General features: G+C 76.9%; 2 protein-coding genes. Both read right to left on the bottom strand.

All coding sequences use genetic code 11. The features are described from left to right. Positions 1-32: 32 nt before the first annotated feature. The gene (locus HEP81_RS39425) at positions 33-11,003 is read right to left on the bottom strand and encodes a type I polyketide synthase (protein WP_051850753.1); all 10,971 of its coding nucleotides are present in this window, start codon (positions 11,001-11,003) and stop codon (positions 33-35) included. Between the two features lie 12 nt (positions 11,004-11,015). After that, on the bottom strand, positions 11,016-21,968 hold the full coding sequence (locus HEP81_RS39430; RefSeq protein WP_190276119.1) for a type I polyketide synthase: 10,953 nt from the start codon (positions 21,966-21,968) through the stop codon (positions 11,016-11,018). Positions 21,969-22,006: the final 38 nt, after the last annotated feature.

Here is a 22,006-nt window from a genome sequence, read left to right on the forward strand (position 1 = left end):
CCCGGTGGTCCCGCTGGTCTCCTGGCTCCCGCTCATCGTTCCTCGTTCCCCTCACCGAACCGCTGGTCGAGCAGTGCGAACAGTTCCTCGTCGTCGACGGTGTCGACGGCCGTGCGGGAGTCCCCGGCGGCCACGGCGCTCCATCGGTCGGACAGGGCCGTCAACCGCGCCCCGATGGCCCGGCGTTCACCGGCCGTGTCCTCGCCGGCCTCCTGCCAGCCCTCCAGCACCGCCTCCAGCGCCGCCAGGTGCTCGGCGACGGAGCGCCCCGGCTCCGGCGCCGGGGCGCCGGCCGCGTCCGCGCCGGCGAACAGCCGACCGTCCACGAAGACGGCCACCGCCTCGGGTGTCGGGTGGTCGAAGACCAAAGTGCTCGGCAGCCGCAGGCCGAGCGCGGACCCCAGCCGGTTGCGCAGTTCGACGGAGGCCAGGGAGTCGAAGCCGAGGTCCTTGAACTGCCGTCGGGCTGCCACCGCGTCGGCCGTGTCGTACCCGGCGACGGCGGCGGCCTGCGCCTGTACGGCATGGGTCAGCGCGGCGAGCCGGTCGGGGCGCGGCAGCGGCGCCAGGCGGGCGGCGAGTCCGTCACCGCCGGACTGGTCCCGCGCGGCCCGGCGCAGCGGCGTGTGCAGCAGCCCGCGCAGCACCTCGGGCGCGTCCTGGGCGCCCTGCGCCCGCGCGGTGTCCAGGTGCAGCGGGTACGCCACCGCATCGCCGCGCCGGATCGCGAGGTCGAACAGGGCCAGCGCCCGCGCGGTCGGCAGGGGCCGCATGCCCGCGCGGGCCATCCGCCGGGTGTCCCGCTCGTCCAGAGCGCCCGTCAGGCCGCTGGCCTCCTCCCACAGCCCCCAGCCGAGGGACGTCGCGGGCAGCCCGCGGGCCTGCCGGTACCGGGCCAGCGCGTCCAGTGCGGCGTTGGCCGCCGCGTACGCGCCCTGGCCCGGTCCGGCCAGCACGGAGGCGCCCGAACCGAACAGGACGAAGAAGTTCGGTTCGCGGTCCGCGGTGAGTTCGTGCAGATGCCATGCGGCGTCCGCCTTGGGCGCGAGGACCGTGCCCAGTTCGTCCTCGCCGAGGGACGCGGCCAGGCCGTCGGCGAGCACGCCCGCGGTGTGCACGACGCCGGTCAGCGGGTGCCCGGCCGGGATGCCGTCGAGCGCGGCGGCGAGCGCGGCGCGGTCGGAGACGTCGCAGGCGCGCGTGGTCACGGTCGCGCCCAGTTCGCCCAGTTCGGCTTCGAACCGGGCCGCTCCCGGCGCGTCGGGCCCGCGGCGGCCGAGCAGCAGCAGATGGCGTACGCCGTGCTCGGTCACGAGATGGCGGGCCAGCAGCCTGGCCAGGGTGCCGGTGCCGCCGGTGACGAGCACGGTGCCCTCGGGGTCGAGCGGGGCCGGCTGGACGAGCACCAGCTTTCCGGTGTGCCGTCCCGTGCTCATGTGCTGGAGGGCGGCCGACGCCCGTTGCAGCGGCCAGGCCGTGACCGTCTGGCGGCCGAGTTCGCCGCCGGCCGCCAGGGAGGCGACCTCGGCGAGGATCGCGCCGAGCCGGTCCGCTCCCGCCTCGGCGAGGTCGAAGGGCAGGTAGCGCCCGCGGAACCGGTCGGCGTCGCGCAGGTCGGTCTTGCCCATCTCGACGAACGCACCGCCTTCGGCGAGGAGTTCGGCCGACTCGTCGAGCAGTGCGCCGGTCAGCGAGTTGACCACGACGTCCATGCCGCGTCCGCCGCGCACGGCCCTGAAGCGCCGGCCGAATCCCGGCTCCCTGGACGAGGCGATGTGGTCGTCGTCGAGTCCGAGCGAGCGCAGCACGCCCTGCTTGGCGGGGCTGGCGGTGGCGAAGACCTCCGCCCCGGCCAGCCGGGCCAGGCGGACCGCGGCCATGCCGACGCCGGTGGCGGCGGCGTGCACCAGGACGGCCTGTCCGGGCCGCACTCCGGCGAGGTCGTGCAGCGCGTAGTGGGCGGTGGTGAAGGCGATGGGCAGGGCGGCGGCCTCGGTGGTGCTCCATCCCGGCGGGACCGGGGTGACCAGCCGGTGGTCGGTGACCGCGACCGGCCCGAAGGCGCCTTCGAACAGGCCCATGACCCGGTCGCCCACCGCGACGCCCGTCACGTCCGGGCCGACGGCGGTGACGACCCCGGCGCCCTCGGTGCCCATGACGGCGGCACCGGGGTACATGCCGAGGGCGATCAGGACATCGCGGAAGTTCACTCCGCAGGCCCGCAGTTCGACCCGCACCTCACCCGGTCCCGGCTGCCGGCCGGCGTCCGGTGCCGCCGCGAACGCGAGGGCGTCCAGGGAGGTACCGGCGGGCTCCAGGCGGGCGGGCGTGCGGGGCGGCAGCAGGGCCGGGGCGGTGCGCGTCGAGGCCAGCCGGGGCACAAGCGCGAGGTCGCCGCGCACGGCCAGCTGCGGGTGGTCGAGCACGGCCGGGAGGGCGGCGAGGACCGCGGGATCGGCGCCGTCGGCGATGTCGACGAGCGCGAAGTTCCCCGGTGACTCCGCCTGGGCGGAGCGGACCAGGCCCCAGACCGCGGCCTGTGCGGGGTCCGCCGCGGTGTCGGCGGGGCCGGTGCTCACGGCGTTGCGGGTGAGGAACACCAGGCGGCCGGTGCGTTCGGGCGCATCGAGCCACTGGCGCACGAGCCCGGCGGCGTGCAGCACACTCTCGCGCACGGAGCCGGCCGGGTCCGCCGCCTGCCATGGACGGCACGGCACGACGACGGCCTCGGGTTCCGGCTCGCCGGCCGCGACCGCCGCGGCCAGTGCCGCCAGGTCCGGGTGGTCCTTGCCGAGTCCGCAGGGGCCGCCGATCGTCGCGCAGCCGACGGCCCGGCCGGTGGTCTCGGGCAGGGGCCGCCAGGTCAGGTGGTAGAGGTCGTCGGCGCCGGTCTCCTCCCCGGCGCGCGGGCCAGGCTCCCCGCCGGCCGGACGCACGGTCACGGCGCTCACGACGGCGACCGGCGCTCCCGCGGGATCGGTCACCGACAGGCTCATCGCGTCGGCGCCGGCGGGGGCCGCGCTCACCCGGATCGTCGTGGCCCCGGACGCGTACAGCGTGGTCCCGGTCCAGGAGAAGGGCAGGAACGCGCCGTCCCGGTCGGCGAGGGGGCCGAGGCCGAGGGTCTGGGCGGCGGCGTCGAGGAGCACGGGGTGCAGCAGGTAGCCCGCGCTCTCGGCGTCGTCGGGGCCCGCCGCCGCCGGGAGTTCGGCCTCGGCGAACACCTCCGCGCCGCGCTGCCAGGCCGCGCGCAGTGCCCGGAAGGCGGGCCCGTAGCCGTAACCGCGGTCGGCCAGGCGTGCGTAGGCCGCGTCCAGGTTGATCGGCCGGGCATCCGCCGGCGGCCAGACCGCGGGGGTGGCCGGCGGCGGCGCGGCCTCGCCGAGGACGCCGGTGGCGTGCCGGGTCCAGGGCGTGCCCGGCGCGTCCGTGTCGCGGGCGTGGATGTCCACCGTGCGGGTGCCGTCCGCCGCGGGGGCGCCGACCGTCACGCGGACGGCGGTGGCCGCACCGGGCAACAGGGGGGCGCAGAGCACCAGTTCCGCCACGGCCGGCGTGCCCGCGTGGCGGCCGGCCGTCAGGGCGAGGTCGACCAGTGCGCTGCCGGGCAGCAGGGTCTCGCCGCCGACGGCGTGGTCGGCCAGCCACGGCTGGTCCCCGAGGGTGATCCGCCCGGTCAGGACGTGTCCGCCGTCGGGTGTCTCCAGCGCTGCGGACAGGACGGGGTGGGCGACGCTGTCCATGCCCGAGGGTGCCGCGTCGGCGCGGGTGCGGCAGGGGCGTGGCCAGTAGGAGGTGTGCTCGAACGGATAGGTCGGCAGTTCCGCCGTCCCGCCGGGTTCCAGGGCGGGCAGCAGGTCGACGGGCAGGCCGTCGGCGTGTGCCTCCAGCAGGTTGCGCAGGAAGGTGCGCGCGCCGGGGCGGTCCCGGCGCAGGGAGGCGAGGGTGACGACGTCCCGGCCGAGGTCCTCGGCGGTCTGCTCGATGCCGGGGAGCAGCACCGGGTGCGGGCTGACCTCGACGAAGGTGTCGAAGCCCTGCTCCATGAGGGTGCGTACGGCCTGGTCGAGGCGGACCGTGCCGCGCAGGTTGCGGTACCAGTACGCGGCGTCGAGTCCGGCGGTGTCGAGCGGGGCGCCGGTGACGGTCGAGCAGAAGGGCACGGCGGCGGACCGGGCCGGGACCGTGCCCAGGACATCGGCGAGCCGCTGCTCGACCTGTGCCACCTGCGGGGAGTGGGAGCCGTAGCCCACCGCGATCCGCCGCGGGGACATCTCCTCGGCCCGCGGGGAGCCGAGGAACTCGTCGAGGGCGGCGGCCTCGCCGGCGACGACGAGGGAGCGCGGCCCGTTCACGGCGGCGACGCTCAGCCGGCCGTCCCACGGGGCCAGGGCTTCGCGGAGTTCGCCGGGCGCGGCGGTGACGGAGGCCATGCCGCCCTGCCCGTTCAGCTCGCCGAGCACCTTGCTGCGCAGCGCGACGACCTTCGCGGCGGTGTCGAGGGTGAGGGCCCCGGCGACGCAGGCGGCGGCGATCTCGCCCTGCGAGTGGCCCACCACGGCGGCCGGCTCGACGCCGTGGGCGCGCCACAGCGCCGCCAGCGACACCATGACCGCGAACAGCAGCGGCTGGACGACGTCGGGCCGTTCGAAGGCGTCCTCGGGGCCGTCGCCGCGCAGCGTGGCGAGCAGGTCCCAGTCGGTGTACGGGGCGAGCGCCGCCGCGCAGTCGGCCATGGCGGCGGCGAAGATTTCCGACTGGCTGAGGAGGTCGGCGGCCATGCCGGCCCACTGCGAGCCCTGGCCGGGGAAGACCAGGACGGCCTTGCGGGGGGCCGCCGTGCGCGGCGGCACGACGTCGGCGGCCGCCTCGCCGGCGGCCAGCGCGTCGAGCGCCGCGCACACCGAGTCCCGGTCGTCGCCCAGTACCGCGGCCCGGATGTCCAACCGGGTCCGGCCGGTCGCGAGCGTCCGCGCGGTGTCGGCCAGGGGGGTCGCCGGCGAGGTGCGCAGCAGCGCCGCGAGGGCGCCGGCCTGCGCGCGCACCGCGCTCGGTGTACGGGCCGAGAGCACGAGTGCCGCGGTGTCCGCCGCGAGACCGCGTCCGCCAGGCCGCCCGGCCGGTGCGGCCACGTTCGCGGCCACCGCTTCCGGCAGCACTGGGGCCGCTTCCGCGCCGGCCGGTGCCGATTCCGGGACCGCGGGGGCCTCTTCCAGGACGACGTGGGCGTTGGTGCCGCTGACCCCGAACGAGGACACGCCGGCCCGGCGCACCCGCGGGCCCGCCGGCCAGTCCTCGTTCTCCCGCTGGACCCGGATCGTCCCCGGCGACCAGTCGATCTCGGGGGAGAGTTCCTCGGCGTGCAGGCTGCGCGGGATGACGCCGTGCCGCATCGCCAGCACCGCCTTGATCACACCGGCGACACCGGCCGCGGCCTGGGTGTGGCCGATGTTTGACTTCACCGAGCCCAGCGCCAGAGGACGTGCGCGCGGTGCGCCGTAGGTGGCCTGGAGCGCGCCGGCCTCGATCGGATCGCCGAGCCGGGTGCCGGTGCCGTGCGCCTCCACCAGGTCGATGTCGGCCGCCGACAGCCGGGCGTCGGCGAGCGCCTGCCGGATCACCTCCTCCTGGGCGGGACCGTTCGGCGCGGCCAGTCCGTTGCTCGCGCCGTCCTGGTTGACCGCACTGCCCCGCAGCACGGCGAGCACCGGGTGGCCCGACTCGATGGCTCGGGAGAGCGGTTCGAGGAGCAGGGCGCCGGCCCCCTCGGCGAGACCGAAGCCGTCGGCCTGCGCCGAGAACGGCTTGCACCGCCCGTCGGCGGCCAGACCGCGCTGTCTGCTGAAGTCCACGAACGTGTAGGGGTCGCAGATCACGGTGACCCCGCCGGCCAGCGCCATGGCGCACTCGCCGTCGCGCAGGGCCCGTATCGCCAGGTGGATGCCCACCAGGGAGGACGAGCACGCCGTGTCCACGGTGAGGGCCGGCCCCGTCCAGCCGAAGGTGTAGGCGAGGCGCCCCGAGAGCACGCTCGCCGAGTTGCCGAGCCCCTGGTAGCCCTCGACCCGGTCGGCCTCGCCGCGCAGGAGCGGCATGTACGACTGGCCGTTGGACCCGACGAACACGCCGACGCGGCTGCCGCGCAGCGCGTCCGGGTCGATACCGCCCCGCTCGACGGCCTCCCAGGCGACTTCGAGCATCAGCCGCTGCTGCGGATCCATCGCGAGCGCCTCGCGGGGGGTGATGCCGAAGAACTCCGCGTCGAAGCCCGCCGCGTCGGCGAGGAACCCGCCCCGGTCGGAGTAGCTGGTGCCGGGGTGGTCGGGGTCGGGGTGGTACAGGGCCCCCAGTTCCCAGCCCCGGTCGCGGGGCAGCTCGCCGGTGAGGTCCTGTCCGTCGACGACGGCCCGCCACAGCTCCTCGGGCGAGCCGATGCCGCCCGGAAAGCGGCAGCTCATGCCGACGATGGCGATCGGCTCGTCCTCGGCGCTCGGCGGCGCGCTCCCCACCGCGGCGGCGAGCTCCGGGCCGGAGTCGGCGGCCAGCAGGGACAGCAGATGGCGGGCGAGCCGGGTGACGGTCGGGTGGTCGAACACCAGGGAGGCGGGCAGGCGCAGACCGGTGGCCGCGGAGAGCCGCTTGCGCAGCTGCACCGAGCCCAGCGAGTCCAGGCCCAGTTCGGTGAACGCCCGCCGTGCGCTGACGTCCTCGGCGCTGTCGTGTCCGAGGACCGCCGCGGTGGCCTCGGCGACCACGCCGATCAGCAGCTCCTCGCGCTGCGCGGGCGTGCGGGCGGTGAGCCGGGCGGCCAGGTCGGCGGCCGGTGAGCCGTCCGGTGCGGCGGGCGCCGCCGGGGGCTCCGCCGTCTCGCGCGCTTCGGAGATCTCCGCGAACAGCGCGGTGGGCCGCACCGCGCCGAAGCCCGCGGCGAAGGCGGGCCAGTCCACGTCGGACACCGCGACGGCGCTCTCGCCCGAGTCCAGTGCGGACGTGAGGGCCGCGAGGGCGCGGTCGGCGCTCAGGCCGCGCAGCCCGCGCTGCGCCGCCTGCGGGGCGGACGGCACGGTGCCGGGCAGGGCCCAGGGGCTGAAGGCCACGGCGGTGCTCGGGTGGCCCTGGGCCCGCCGGTGGGCGGCGAACGCGTCGAGGCAGGCACTGCCGGCCGCGTATCCGGCCATGCCGGCACCGCCCCAGACGCCGGCCACCGACGAGCAGTGGATCTCCCGCTCCACCGGCCGGCCGTCGAGGACCGCGGCGAGGGTCAGGGCGAGTCCGGTCTTGGCCTGGAGGGTGGCGGCGAAGTCCTCCGGGTCGGTGGCGAGGACCGGCCCGAACTCCGTGCGGGTCGCGGCGTGTACGACGGTGCTGATGTCGTGCGGGGCGGCTTCGACGGCGGCCCGCAGGGCGTCCTCGTCCGCCGCGCAGCGGGTGGCCGTCGTGCCGCGCTCCCGCAGCGCGTTCAGCAGTTCCTCGTCCGCCTCGCCGACGAGCAGGAGATGGTCGGCGCCGCTGTCGGCCGCCCACCGGGCGAGCCGGGCGCCGATCGGGCTGTCCGCCCCGGTCAGCAGTACGGTCCCGTGCAGGCGCGGGCCGGTGCCGTCCGTCGTGGCTGGGGTCCGCACCGGCACCAGCCGCCGCCCGTACAGGCCGCCGGGCCGCAGGGCGAGGTGGTCCTCGGCGGCGTGCGCGCCGGCCAGGAGGCCCGGCACCCGGCCGAGCAGGGCCGCGTCGGCCCCGTCCGGGTGCGGCAGGTCCAGCACGCCGCCCCAGCGCCGCCCGAGTTCCAGACCGGCGACCCGGCCCAGGCCGTGCACGGCGTTCTGCGCGTACGACCCGATGCCGTCGTCCTCGTCCGTCTGCACGGCGCCGCGGGTGAGGCACCACAGCGGCGCGTCCACCCCGGCGTCGGCGAGGGCCTGCGCGAGCGTGAGGGTGGCGACCGCGCCGGCGGGCACGCCCGGCCGGCCGGGGTGGTCCGATTCGTCGGCCGCGAGCAGCGAGAGCACGCCCCGCACACCGGTGGTGCCCGCGAGGGCCGCGGTGAGCGCGGCGGCGGCCCCGGCGCGGTCCAGGCCGGGGTCCAGGGCGCACTCCAGCGGCGTGCCGCCGGCCTCGCGGACCGCGGCCGGCAGCAGGCCGGCCCAGGCCGGGGACGCGGCCGGGCCGACGATCAGCCAGGGCCCGCGCGCGTCGGCCGGCTCCGGGGCGGGCAGCGGCGTCCACGACACGCGGTAGGTCACCCCGCCGGTGGCGCGGGCGGGCCCGGCGGGGGCCGTCCAGTAGTGCTTGCGCTGGAACGGGTACGTGGGCAGCGCGACGGGCCGCGCGTCGTCGCCGAAGGCGGGCTGCCAGCGCACGTCCACGCCCTCGACGTGGGCGCTCGCCGCGAAGGTGAGGAAGGACTCCGGGCCGGGCGCGCCGCGCCGCAGGGTGCCCAGGGCCAGGGCCGCGCCGGGCTCCCGGCCCGCCGCCTCCAGCGTCTCCTCGACCGTCGCCGCCAGCACCGGGTGCGGGCTGACCTCGATGAAGGTGTCGTGGTGCGCGTCCGCGAGGAGGCGTACGACGTCGTGCAGGCGCACCGGCTCGCGCAGGTTGCGGTACCAGTAGCCGGCGTCCAGTTCCCCGCCGTCCATCGGGCGGCCGGTCACCGTCGAGTAGAACGGGACCCGCGCGCGGCCGGGGCGCAGGTCCCGCAGGGCCGCGGCCAGTTCCTCGCGGACCTCTTCCATCTGCGCGGAGTGCGAGGCGTAGTCCACGTCGATGGTCCGGGCGCGCGCTCCGCGGCCGGCGCAGTCCGCCACCAAGGAGTCCACCGCGGCGGGTTCGCCGGAGACGACGACGGAGGCGGGCCCGTTGACCGCGGCCACCTCGACGGCGCCCGCGTACGGCACGAGCAGCTCGCGGACCGCGGCCTCGTCCAGCGCCACGGCCGCCATGGCGCCCTTTCCGGCCAGTGATCGCAGCAGGCGGCTGCGCAGCACCACGAGCCGGGCGGCGTCCTCCAGTGTCAGCGCCCCGGCGACGTACGCCGCGGCGATCTCGCCCTGCGAGTGTCCCGCCACGGCCGCCGGTTCCACGCCGTAGGAGCGCCACAGCGCGGCCAGGGACACCATCACGGCGAACAGCGCGGGCTGCACCACGTCGACGCGGTCGAGTCCGGGGGCGCCGGGCTGCTGCCGCAGCACCGCGGCCACCGACCAGTCCTGCCAGGGGGCCATCGCCTCGTCGCAGGCCCGGATCGTCTCGGCGAACACCGGGGACCAGGCCAGCAGGTCGGCGCCCATGCCCGCCCACTGGGAGCCCTGGCCGGGGAAGAGGAACACGGCGGAGCGCCCGCCCGATTCGACGGTGCCCGTGAGGCGTGCCGCACCGGCGGCCACCTCGCGCATCCCGTGCAGCGCGAGGTCGCGGGAGCCGGCCACGACCACCGCGCGGTGCTCGTGCCGGGCCCGTGCGGTGGCCAGCGTCAGGCCGATGCCGGGCAGTTCGGCGTCGGTGTCCGCGAGCACGTCGGACAGCCGCCGTGCCTGGGCGCGCAGGGCCTCCTCGCTGCGGGCCGAGACGACCAGCGGCACCGGGTGCTGCGGCGTGGCCGGCCGCGGGGCCGCGCGTTCGCCGGTCTCCTCGGGTGCGGGGGCTTCCTGGAGGACGACGTGGGCGTTGGTGCCGCTGATGCCGAACGCCGACACGGCGGCGTACCGGGGCCGTTCGCCGCGCGGCCAGTGCTGCTCCTCGGCGAGCAGCGCGACCGCGCCCGAGGACCAGTCGACGTGCGGCGAGGCCTCCTCGGCGTGGAGGGTCCTGGGCAGCCGCTCGTGCCGGAGGGCGAGCACCATCTTGAGCACGCCGACCGCGCCGGCGGCGCCCTGGGTGTGGCCGATGTTCGACTTCGCCGAGCCGAGCCACAGCGGCCGCTGCGGGCCGCGGCCCCGGCCGTAGGTGTCGAGCAGGGCGTGGGCCTCGATGGGGTCGCCGAGGGTGGTGCCGGTGCCGTGCGCCTCGACCGCGTCGACATCGCCGGGGGCCACGCCCGCGTTGGCCAGGGCCTGTTCGATGACCTTGCGCTGGGCGGCTCTGCTGGGTGCGGCCAGGCCGTTGCTGGCGCCGTCCTGGTTGATGCCGGTGCCGCGGACGACGGCGAGCACGGTGTGCCCGCGGCGCCGGGCGTCCGACAGGCGCTCCAGGAGGAGCACCGCGACGCCCTCGCCGAAGCCGAAGCCATCGGCGCCCGCGCCGAACGCCTTGGATCGGCCGTCGGCGGCGAGGGCGCGCTGCCGGGCGAAGTCGACGAACACCTCGGGGCCGGCCATCACCGCGGCGCCGCCCACGATCGCGAGGCCGCACTCGCCGCGGCGCAGCGACGCCACCGCCAGGTGCAGGGCCACGAGGGAGGAGGAGCAGGCCGTGTCCAGGGTGATGGCGGGGCCTTCGAGACCGAGGGTGTAGGCGATCCGGCCGGAGGCGACGGAGGGCGCCGCGCCGGTGACCGTGTAGCCCTCGGCGTCCTCGGCGGAGCCGCCGGTGTCGCCGTAGCCGTGCCGGGCGACGCCGAGGAACACCCCGGTGTCGGTGCCGCGCAGGCTGTGCGGGTCCAGTCCGGCGTTCTCGATCAGCTCCCAGCTCGTCTCCAGCAGAAGGCGCTGCTGGGGGTCCATCGCGGCGGCCTCGCGCGGGGAGACGCCGAAGAAGGCGGCGTCAAATTCGCCCGCGCGCTCCAGGAACGCGCCGGTGCGCACGTAGGTGGTGCCGGGGTGGTCGGGGTCCGGGTGGTAGAGGCCGGTCAGGTCCCAGCCGCGGTCCTCGGGGAAGGCGGACAGCCGTTCCTCGCCCGCCGCCAGCACCTCCCAGAAGGCCTCGGGGGTCTCGATCCCGCCGGGCAGCCGGCAGGCCGTGCCGACGATCGCGACCGGGTCGGCCTCCAGCTCGTGGATGCGCCGCCGGGCCGCTCGCAGGTCCAGGGTGGCCCGGCGCAGGTATGAAGCGACCTTGTCGTTGTCCGTCACCGTCTGTGTCCTTTACCTGTTCGCTGTCGGCTGTTCGTTGTCGCCCAGTTCGTGGCCGAGGGCCTCCAGCAGTTCGTCGAATCCGGCCTCGGCGAGATCCGGCTCCGGGGTGTGCGGGGGGCGGAGGTCGCCGTCGTGCCGGGTGCCGGGCGTACCGGCCCGCAGGGCGGTCAGTACGCGGTCGAGGTGCTGGGCCAGTTCGGCGCGCCGCTCGGCGGGCACGTCGGCGAGTCCGGCTTCGAGGCGGTCCAGTCCGTCGCGGACGGCCGTGGCGAGGTCCTCGTCGTGCGGGTCCGCGCACAGCTGGGAGCGCAGGTGGTCGGCCAGGGCGGCGGGGTTGGGGTGGTCGAAGACGAGGGTCGTGGGCAGGGCGAGCCCGGTGGCCTCGGCCAGGCTCTTGCGCAGGCGTACGGCGGCGAGCGAGTCGAAGCCGAGGGTGCGGAAGGCGGTGTCGACCGCCACCGCGCGGGTGTCCTGGTGGCCGAGGACCGCGGCGGCGTGGGAGCGCACCAGCCGGGTCAGTTCCTGGTGCTGTTCGCTCGGGGGCCGGCCGGCGAGCCGGTCGCGCAGGGTCGCTCCCGCCGCCGGTTCCGGCCGCGCGGGGGCGGCGGGCCGGGCCGAGGGGACCGTGTCGAGCAGGGGGCGCGCGCGCAGGGCGGTGTAGGTCTCGGTGAACCGCGGCCAGTCGACGTCGGCGACGACCACGGCGGTCTCGGCCCCGGCCAGCACCGTCTCCAGCGCGTCGAGCGCCCGCTCCCCCGGCATGGGGCGCACGCCCTGGTCCCGGAGCCGGGCGACGGCCTGCGCGTCGTCCGCCATGCCGCCCTCCGCCCACAGTCCCCAGGCCACGGACGTCGCGGCGAGGCCGCGGGCGCGGCGGTGCTGGGCGAAGGCGTCGAGGAAGGCGTTGCCCGCCGCGTACGCGCCCTGTCCGGCGCTGCCCCACACGGCGGCGCCGGAGGAGAACAGCAGGAACAGGCTCAGGCCGGGGCAGGCGTGCGCGAGGTTGCGCGCGCCGTCCACCTTGGCGGCGAGGACCGTACGGAACTCCTCGCGGGTCATCTCCCGTACGGCGCTCTGCTGGTTCACTCCGGCGGCGTGCACCACGCCGGTGATCGTCGCGCCGTCCGCGCGCAGTCCGCCGGTCAGCGCGGCCACCTGCTCGGGGACGCTGACGTCGCAGGCGTGCACGGTGACGCGAGCGCCGAGTCCGGTGAGTTCGGCAACCAGTTCGGGGACGCCCGGTGCCGCCGCGCCCCGGCGGCTGACCAGGGCCAGGTGCTGGGCGCCCCTGGCCGCCAGCCGGCGCGCGGTGAGCGCGCCAAGGCCGCCGGTGCCGCCCGTGACGAGGATCGTGCCCTGCGGCACCAGGCCGTCCGCGGGGGCCGGCATGCGGTCCGCGCCGGGTGCGGCGGGCAGCAGCCGCCGCGCGAGCACGGCCTGTGCCCGGATGGCGAGTTGGTCCTCCGTGCCGGTCAACGCACGGGCGAACAGGGCGCGTTGGGTCTCTGTCGCCTCCGGTGGCAGGTCCACGAGGCCGGTGTGCCGGGCGCCGCGTTCGAGGGCGGCCGCCTGGCCGAGGCCCCAGACCTGCGCCCCGGCCGGGCAGGTCACCGGGTCGTCCGCGCCGGTGCCGACGGCGCCGCACGTCGCCAGCCAGACGGGCGTGTCGGCGTCCGCCGCGGCCAGTTCGCGCAGCAGGCCGAGCGTGGCCTCGGCGCCGGTGTCCGCGTCGTCGAGGGCCAGCAGGGAGAGCACGCCCGCGTAGGCGCCGGACGCCGCCTCGGTGGCGAGGGCGTCGCGGACGGCGGTGGTCAGGGCCTGCGGGTCGTCGAGCGGGACGGTGACCGGGTGCGGCCGGGCCCCGTGTTCGGCGAGGGCGGTGGCGGCTGCCTCGTACCAGACCGGCCGGCCGGGGCCGGTGCCGGACGGGGCGGGCAGCAGGAGCAGCCAGCGGCCGGCCGGGCCGGCGGAGGCGTCCGTGACGGCGGTCTCCTGCCAGCCGATGCGGTAGCGCCAGCCGGCGTCCGGCCGCGACGGCCCGGTCGCGTCGGGCATCAGCCAGTACCGCTGGTGTTCGAAGGGGTACGTCGGCAGGTCGGCCGGTTCGGCGTCGCCGAGCACGGTCCGCCAGTCCACCGTGACGCCGTTGACGTGCGCCTCGGCCAGGGCGGACAGGAAGCGTTCGGGCGTGTCGTCGTCGCGCTGGACGGAGCCCAGTACGGCGCTGGTGTCCCCGAGCGTGTCCTGCATGCTGCCGTTCAGCACCGGGTGGGGGCTCACCTCGACGAACACGTCGTGGCCCGCCGCCGCGAGCGCCTCGACCGCGGCCTCGAACTCCACGGTGTGGCGCAGGTTGTCGAACCAGTAGCCGGCGTCGAGCTCGGGTCCTTCGACGAAGGCGCCCCGCAGGGTGGAGTAGAGGGGAACGGCGGGTGTGCGCGGGACGATGCCGGACAGCGGTGCGGTGACCGCGTCCCGCAGGGGCTCCATATGGGAGGTGTGCGAGGCGTAGTCGACGGGGAGTATCCGCGCGTCGACGCCCGCCGCGGCACAGGTGTCCCGGAAGCCGCGCACCGCCTCGGGGTCACCGGCCACCACGACGGCGCCAGGGCCGTTGACCGTGGCCAGCTCCGGTGCGCCGGGCGCGCCGCCGAGCAGTTCCTCGGCGCTTGCGCGGCCGGTGCGCAGCGACATCATGGCGCCGGGGCCGGCGAGTTCGGCCAGGGCCTGGGCCCGCAGTGCCACCACCCGCGCCGCGTCCGGCAAGGACAGCGCCCCCGCCACACACGCCGCCGCGATCTCGCCCTGCGAATGCCCCACCACCGCATCCGGCTCCACGCCGCACGCCCGCCACAACCGCGCCAGCGACACCATCACCGCGAACAGCACCGGCTGCACCACCTCCACCCGGTCCAGCCCCGGAGCCCCCTCCACACCCCGCACCACATCCACCACCGAGAAACCCGCCACCTCCGCCAGCGCCGCATCACACTCCGCCAACGCCTGTGCGAAAACCGGCACATCGAGCAGCCCGCGGCCCATCCCCACCCACTGCGACCCCTGACCGGGAAACACCCACACCACACGACGACCCCCACCACCCACACCCGTGACCAGACCGGGAGCCGGCAACCCCTCCGCGAGGGCGCGCAGGGTGCCCGTGGCGTCCGCCACGCCGCGCGCGAGGGCCACGGCCCGCCGGTCGAAGTGCTGCCGTGCCCCGGTGAGGGTCCCGGCCGCGTCCCGCAGCACCGTGTCCTGATGCTGCGTCAGGTGTTCGGCCAGGCGGCGGGACTGGGCGGCCAGCGCGGTCTCCGTACGCGCCGACACCACCAGCGGCACCACACCCGCCGCCTCCAGCACCCCCACCGGCCCGCCCGCAGCACCGGCCTCCACCGGCAACGACGGCGCCTCCTCCACGATCACATGCGCGTTCGTCCCGCTCACCCCGAACGCCGACACCCCCGCACGCCGCACCCGCCCACCGGACGGCCACGCACGCGCCTCCCCGAGCACCCGCACCCCACCCGAAGACCAGTCCACATGCGACGACGGCACCCCCGCATGCAACGACCCCGGCAACACACCCCGCCCCAGCGCCAGCACCATCTTGATCACACCCACCGCACCCGCCGCCGCCTGCGCATGCCCGATGTTCGACTTCACCGACCCCAGCCACAACGGCCGACCCGGATCACGCCCCTGCCCATACGTCGCCAGCAGCGCCTGCGCCTCGATCGGATCACCCAGCGCCGTCCCCGTCCCATGACCCTCCACGACGTCGACGTCCGCGCCCGAGATCCCGGCGGCCTGCCAGGCGCGCCGGATCACCCGCTGCTGCGCGGGGCCGCTCGGCGCCGCGAGCCCGTTGCTGGCTCCGTCCTGGTTGACCGCGCTGCCCCGGACCACGGCGAGCACCCGGTGCCCCCGCTGCCGCGCCTGCGAGAGCCGCTCCAGCACCAGCAGGGCCACACCCTCGCCCATGCCGAAGCCGTCGGCGTCGTCGGAGTACGCCTTGCACCGCCCGTCCGCCGCCAGCGCCCCCTGCCGCGAGAACTCCGTGAACACCTCCGGACCCGCCATCACCGACACCCCACCGGCCACCGCCAGCGAGCACTCCCCGTCCCGCAACGACCGCGCCGCCAGATGCAACGCCACCAACGACGACGAACACGCCGTGTCCACCGTCAACGCCGGCCCCTCCAAGCCGAGCAGGTACGCGACCCGGCCGGAGGCGACACTGGCGGTGCTGCCGGTGAGGAGATAGCCCTCGACCTCGTCCCGGCCCTCCACCGGGCCCGCCGCGTACCCCTGGTGGGACATGCCGACGAACACGCCGGTGTCGCTGCCGCGCAGGGTTTCCGGCCGGATGCCCGCCCGTTCGAGCGCCTCCCAGGTCGCCTCCAGCACCTGGCGCTGCTGCGGGTCCATCGCCAGCGCCTCACGCGGGCTGATCCCGAAGAACGCCGCGTCGAAGCCTCCCGCGTCGTCGAGGAAGTTGCCTTGCGGGCGGCCGGTACCGGTGCCCGGCGCGGCGCGCCGCTCCCAGCCCCGGTCGTCCGGCGCCGCGCCGGCCGCGTCGCGGCCGGCGGCGACGAACTCCCACAGGTCCTCCGGGGAACCGATGCCACCGGGCAGCCGGCAGGCCATGCCCACGATCACCACCGGGTCGTCCCCGCCGTCCCCGCCGGACCCGCCGGACCCGGAACCGGCGACCCCGGCCGCGGGCTCGGGCCGCGCCCCGCCGAAGAGTTCGGCCTCCAGGCGCAGGGCGACGGCCCGCGCGTGCGGGTGGTCGTACACCAGGGTGGTGGGCAGCCGCAGGCCGGTCGCGGCCGTGAGCCGGTTGCGCAGTTCCACGGAGGCCAGCGAGTCGAACCCGAGTTCCGTGAACGCCCGGTCCGCGGGGACCCGTTCCGCGTCCCGGTGCCCCAGTACCGAGGCGGCGTGCCGGCGGACCAGGTCCAGCAGCGCGCGTCCGCGCTCGGCGGCGGGCAGCTCCGCGAGGCCGCCGGCCGGGCCCGCGGGTGCGCCGTGCTCCCGGCGCAGCGCCTCGTGTGCGTGCCGGGCCTCGGGCAGCGCGTCGAACAGCCGGGTGGGCCGCTGCGCGGTGTACGCGAGCAGGAAGCGCTCCCAGTCGACCCCGATGATCACCGGGCAGACCTCCGCCCGGTCCAGTGCCGTCCGCAGCGCGTCGAGGGCCTCGGGCGCGGCCATCTCGACGACGCCGTGCCGGCGGAAGCGCTCCGCCACGGGGCCCTCCGCCATGCCGCTGCCGGCCCAGGTCCCCCAGGCCACCGAGGTGGCGGGCAGCCCGTCGGCGCGCCGCCGGCGGGCCAGGCCGTCCAGGTAGGCGTTGCCCGGCGCGTAGCAGCCCAGGCCCGGCGCGCCGAACGCGGAGGCGAAGGAGGAGAACAGGACGAACGCGGTCAGGGGCGCGTCCGCGGTGAGTTCGTGCAGGTTCCTGGCGCCCAGGGTCTTGGCGCGGCCGGCCTGTTCGATCCGCTCTCCGGTCAGGGTGTCGAGGGTGCCGTCGTCCAGGGTGGCCGCGGTGTGGAACACCGAGGTCAGGGGCTGGTCCGCGGGCAGCGCCGCCAGGAGCGAGCGCAGCGCCTCGCGGTCGGTGACGTCGCAGGCCGCGAGGGTCACCGCGGAGCCGAGGGCGCGCAGTTCGGCGGCCAGTTCGCCGGCTCCCGGAGCCTCGGGGCCGCTGCGGCTGACGAGGACGATGTGCGGGGCGCCGTGCTGCGCGAGCCACCGGGCGACGTTGCGGCCGATGCCGCCGGTGCCGCCGGTGACCAGCGCCGTACCGGTGGGCTCCCAGCCGCCGGGCGCGGTCCGGGGTGCGGCCCGCTTCCAGCGGCGCGCGAACACCCCGGCGGGCCGCAGGGCGAGCTGGTCCTCACCGCTGCCGCCGGTCAGCACCCCGGCGAGCGACCGGGTGAGCTCGGCGGTGGAACCGGCGGGCACGTCGATCAGACCGCCCCACAGGCCGGGGTGTTCGAGGGCGATGACCCGCCCCAGTCCCCACAGGGCCTCCCGCGCGGGGTCACCGGGGCGCTCGTCCGCCGAGGTGACCTGGACGTCTTCGGTGAGGCACCACAGCAGGCCGTCGAGTCCGGAGCCGGCGAGGGCGCGGGCGAGGGCGACGGTGCCGCCGAGCGAGGGCAGGCCGAGGGGGGTCGCGGCGCCCTCCCCCCGCTCGTCCACGGCCAGCAGCGAGAGCACCCCGATCCGGTCCGCGCCCTCGGCGGCGCGGAGCAGCTCCAGCGCGAGCGCGTCCGGCGCCGGCGCCCCGGCGACCACGAGGTCCGTGACGGTCGCGCCGGCCACTTCGAGTGCGGCGCGCGCCGCCCGCGCGGCCGGTTCCGCGGCCCCGTCGTACCGGACCAGGAGCCAGCGGCGCGGGCCGGTGGCGGCGGGTTCCGGTGCGGATATGCGCTGCCAGTCGATGCGGTAGCGCAGCGCGTCGGCCGCGTCGTGCGCCGTCCCGCTCGGGGCCGTGGCCTGCGGCGCGGGCTCCAGCCAGTGGCGTTCGCGCTGGAACGGCGCGGTGGGCAGCGGCACCGCGCGGGCCGCCGTGCCGAGGAACACCGACTCCCAGCGCACTGGTACGCCGGCGGTCCAGGCCGTCGCCAGGGCGTGGGCGAAGTCCTCCGCTCCCCCCTGGCCGCGGCGCAGGGTGCCGACCGCCGCCAGGTCCGCCCCGGCGTCCTGCCCGGTCTCCTCGATGGCGGTGGTGAGCACGGGGTGGGCGCTGACCTCGATGAAGGTCCGGTATCCCTGTTCCGTGAGCGCCCTTACGGCCGGTTCGAGGCGTACGGTCTCGCGGAGGTTGCGGAACCAGTAGGCGCCGTCCAGTGCCGCGGGGGCCGCCCAATCGCCGGTCACCGTGGAGTAGAAGGGCACGGCGCCGCCGGGCAGCGGCTCGATGTCCGCCAGTTCCTCGTGCAGGGCGGTGCGGGCGTCGTCCATGTGCGCGGTGTGCGACGCGTAGTCGACGGGCAGGCGCCTGGCCCGTACGCCCTCGGCGCCGAGGGCGGCGAGGAGGTGGTCCAGGTCGTCGTCGGGTCCGGCCACCACCACCGAGCGCGGCCCGTTCAGCGCGGCGGTCTCCAGCCGGCCGTCGTAGCGGGCGATCCGCTCCGCCAGGTCGGCGGCGGTCGCGGCGACCGCGGCCATGCCGCCGCCGCCCCGCATCCCGGCGATGACGCGGCTGCGGACGGCCACCAGCCGGGCGGCGTCGTCGAGGGAGAGCGCACCGGCGACGCAGGCGGCGGCGATCTCGCCCTGGGAGTGCCCGATCACCGCGGCCGGTTCCACGCCGTGGGCCCGCCACAGCGCCGCCAGCGACACCATGACCGCGAAGAGGACGGGCTGCACCACGTCGACGCGGTCGCTGGACAGGTCGGCGTCGGGGCGGCCGGCCGCGGCGGCGGCCTCCGCGCGCAGGAAGGGGAGGACGGAGAAGTCCAGGTGCGGCCGCAGGGCCGCGGCGCATTCGTCCAGGGCGCGCGCGAACACCGGCGAGCTGTCGTAGAGCGCCACCGCCATGCCGGCCCACTGCCAGCCCTGGCCGGGGAAGACGAAGACGGGCGAGGCTCCCGGCCGGGCCGTGCCCGTGACGACGCCCTCGGTGCCGCCTCCGGCCAGCTCGTCGAGCGCGTCCAGCGCCGCGTCGTACCCGCCGGGCACGAACGCGGCCCGGTGGCGCGCCGCCGCCCTGGTGGTGGCCAGCGAGAACGCCACGTCCGCGGGGGTGTGGCCGGGCTGTTCGCGCAGGTGCGCGGCGAGCCGGCCGGCCTGGTCCCGCAGCGCGGCCTCGCTGTGCGCGGACACGACCCACGGCGCCACGATCCGGGCCCGCCGGTCCGGGGCGGCGCCCTGCCCGGCAGAGGAGCCGGCGGCCCGGACGTCGCGTGGTGCCTCTTCGAGGACGACGTGCGCGTTGGTGCCGCTGATGCCGAAGGACGAGACGCCCGCGCGGCGCGGGCGGGCGGCGCCGGCCCACGGGACCGGTTCGCTCAGCAGCCGCACCTCGCCGCGGGACCAGTCCACTTCCGTGGAGGGGCGGTCGGCGTGCAGGGTGCGCGGCAGCGTGCCGTGGCGCATCGCGAGCAGCATCTTGATGACGCCCGCCACACCGGCGGCGGCCTGGGTGTGGCCGATGTTGGACTTGACCGAGCCCAGCCACAGCGGGCGGCCGGCGGGGCGGTCCGCTCCGTACGCCTCGATCAGGGCCCGCGCCTCGATCGGGTCGCCGAGCCGGGTGCCGGTGCCGTGCGCCTCGACCGCGTCCACGTCGGCCGCGGACAGTCCGGCCTCGGCGAGCGCCTGCCGGATCACGCGGGCCTGGGCCCGGCCGCTGGGCGCGGACAGCCCGTTGCTCGCGCCGTCCTGGTTGACCGCCGCCGCGCGGATCAGGCCCAGCACGGGGTGGCCCAGGCGCCGGGCGTCGGACAGCCGCTCCAGCAGCAGCATTCCGGCGCCCTCCGCCATCCCGAAGCCGTCGGCGTCGGCGGAGAAGGCCTTGCACCGGCCGTCGGGGGCGAGCGCGCCGAGCCTGCTGAAGTCGACGAGCATGCCGGGTGCCGGCATCACGGTCGCGCCGCCGGCCAGCGCCAGGTCCGTCTCGCCCGTGCGCAGGGAGCGGCAGGCGAGCTGGAGGGCGACGAGCGAGGAGGAGCAGGCCGTGTCCACGGTGAGGGCCGGCCCCTCCAGGCCCAGGGTGTAGGCGATCCGTCCGGAGGCGACGCTGGTGGTCGTGCCGGTCACCAGATAGCCGCCGACGTCCTTGCCGCCGTCGGCGAGGCGTGGGCCGTACTCCTGCGCGATGACGCCGGTGAACACGCCGGTGGGCGTGCCGCGCACCGACTCGGGGGAGATACCGGCCCGTTCGAGCGCCTCCCAGCCGGTCTCCAGCAGCAGCCGCTGCTGCGGGTCCATGGCCAGTGCCTCGCGCGGCGATATGCCGAAGAAGTCCGCGTCGAAGTCGGCGGCGTCGTGCAGGAAGCCGCCGGAGCGCTGCCGGACCGTGCCGGGCCGCGCCGGGTCCGGGTGCAGGAGCGCCTCCAGGTCCCAGCCGCGGTCCGTGGGCAGGCCCGCCACGGCGTCCTGCCCGTCCGCGAGCAGCTCCCAGAACTGCTCGGGGGTGCGCACCCCGCCGGGCAGCCGTACGGCCATGGCGACGACGGCGATGGGTTCGTCCGGGGTGTGACCGGCCGCCTCCTCCCGCCGCCGCGGGTCCGGCCGGCCGGCCGGGGCGCGGTGCTCGGCGCGCGGGCCGATCAGGTCGTACAGCGCTTCGGTGAGGGCCTGCGGGGTGGGGTGGTCGAACAGCGTGGCGATGGCGATGTCCCGGCCGAGGGCCGCCGCGAGGCGGTCGCGCAGCTGCACCGCGAGGACCGAGTCGATCCCGAGTTCGGCGAAGGTGAGCGAGCCGTCCGCGGCCTGTGCTCCGGTGACGGCGGCGGTCTCCGCGTGCACGAGGCCGGCCAGCCGCTGCCGTACCTCGTGCTCCGGTGTGCCGGGCGGGCACAGCTGCGGCCGGGTGGGCGCGGCGGCCCGGACGCCCGGTTCCGCCGGGTCCGCTCCGGCGTCCAGGAGGTCCGCTCCGGCCTCCGGGAGGTCCGGCAGGCCGGCGTCCGTGGCCGGTCCGGCGCCGGGGAAGGCGGCCGACCAGTCGATGTCCACCCCGTTCGTGTAGGCGTCGGCCGCCGCGGCCAGGAATCGCCGCAGCCCGCCCTGCCCGCGCCGCAGCGTGGCGAGCACCGGGTGGCCGGAGCCCGCCGCGTCGAGCGTCTGGCGTACGGCGGCGGCGAGGACGGGATGCGGGCTCAGTTCGAGGAACACGCCGCCCCGTTCGGCGGCGCAGTCGCGCACCGAGCGCTCGAACTCGACGCGGCCGCGGAAGTTGGCGCACCAGTGCTCCGCCGTCAGCTCGCGTGTGTCGAGGACGGCGCCGGTGCGGCTGGAGTAGAGGGGCACCGCGCCCGCACCCGGTGTGAACCAGTCCAGCGCCGCGCGCACGCGGGCCACGACCCGGTCCATGTGCGGGGAGTGCGCGGCCATCGAGACGCCGATCGTCCGGGCGCGGACCCCCTCGGCGGTCAGCTCGGCCACGCACCGCTCGATCGCGTCGGTCGCGCCGGCCAGCAGCACCGAGCGCGGGCCGTTGATCCCGGCCAGCACCAGGTCCGGGCCCCAGTCGGCCAGCCGCGGTGCGACCAGGTCGGCGGGCAGCTCCACCGATGCCATGTCCCCCTTGCCGACGAGGGGTCGCAGCTCCTTGCTCCACCGCGCCACCGCCCTGGCGCCGTCCTCGATCGTGACAGCGCCCGCGGCATGGGCGGCGGCGAGGTCGCCCATGCTGTGTCCCACGACGGCGTCGGGCTCGACCCCGAAGGAGCGCCACAGCTCGGTGAGGGCGGCGCTCACCGCGTAGAGGGCGGGCTGCACGATCTCGACGCGGGGCACGGTGCCGGGGGCGGCCGCGGTCTCCAGGGCCTCGGTCAGGGACCAGCCGGACTCGGCGGCGAAGACCTGCGCGCACCGCTCGATCGCATCGGCGAACACCGCCGACTCGCCGAGGAGTTCGGTTGCCATGCCGGGCCACTGGGAGCCCTGGCCCGGAAAGACGAAGGTGACGGGTGCCGGGGCGGCGGCCGTTCCGCGCGCGACCGCCGGGTGCGGGCGGTCGTCGGCGACTGCGGCCAGTCCGTCCAGGATTTCCGCGCGGGAGGAGCCGACGATCACCGCGCGCCGCGGCAGGCGCCGGTCCTGGTGGGCGAGCGCGGCGCCGACGCCGTCGGCGCCGGATTCGGGGTGCGCGCGGAGGTGGTCCAGCAGCCGGCGCGCCCAAACGCGCAGCGCGCGGTCGTCCGCGGCCGACAGAACCCACGGCCGGGCCGCCCCTCGGGTGGCGGCGGAAATGTTCTCACCCTGTAGGGGGCTGGCGTTCACACCTGACTCCTAGTTGTCCGCACGTCACCAGGGACCGG

It is taken from the genome of Streptomyces griseofuscus, from assembly GCF_014673495.1.
GTDB lineage: Bacteria > Actinomycetota > Actinomycetes > Streptomycetales > Streptomycetaceae > Streptomyces > Streptomyces murinus.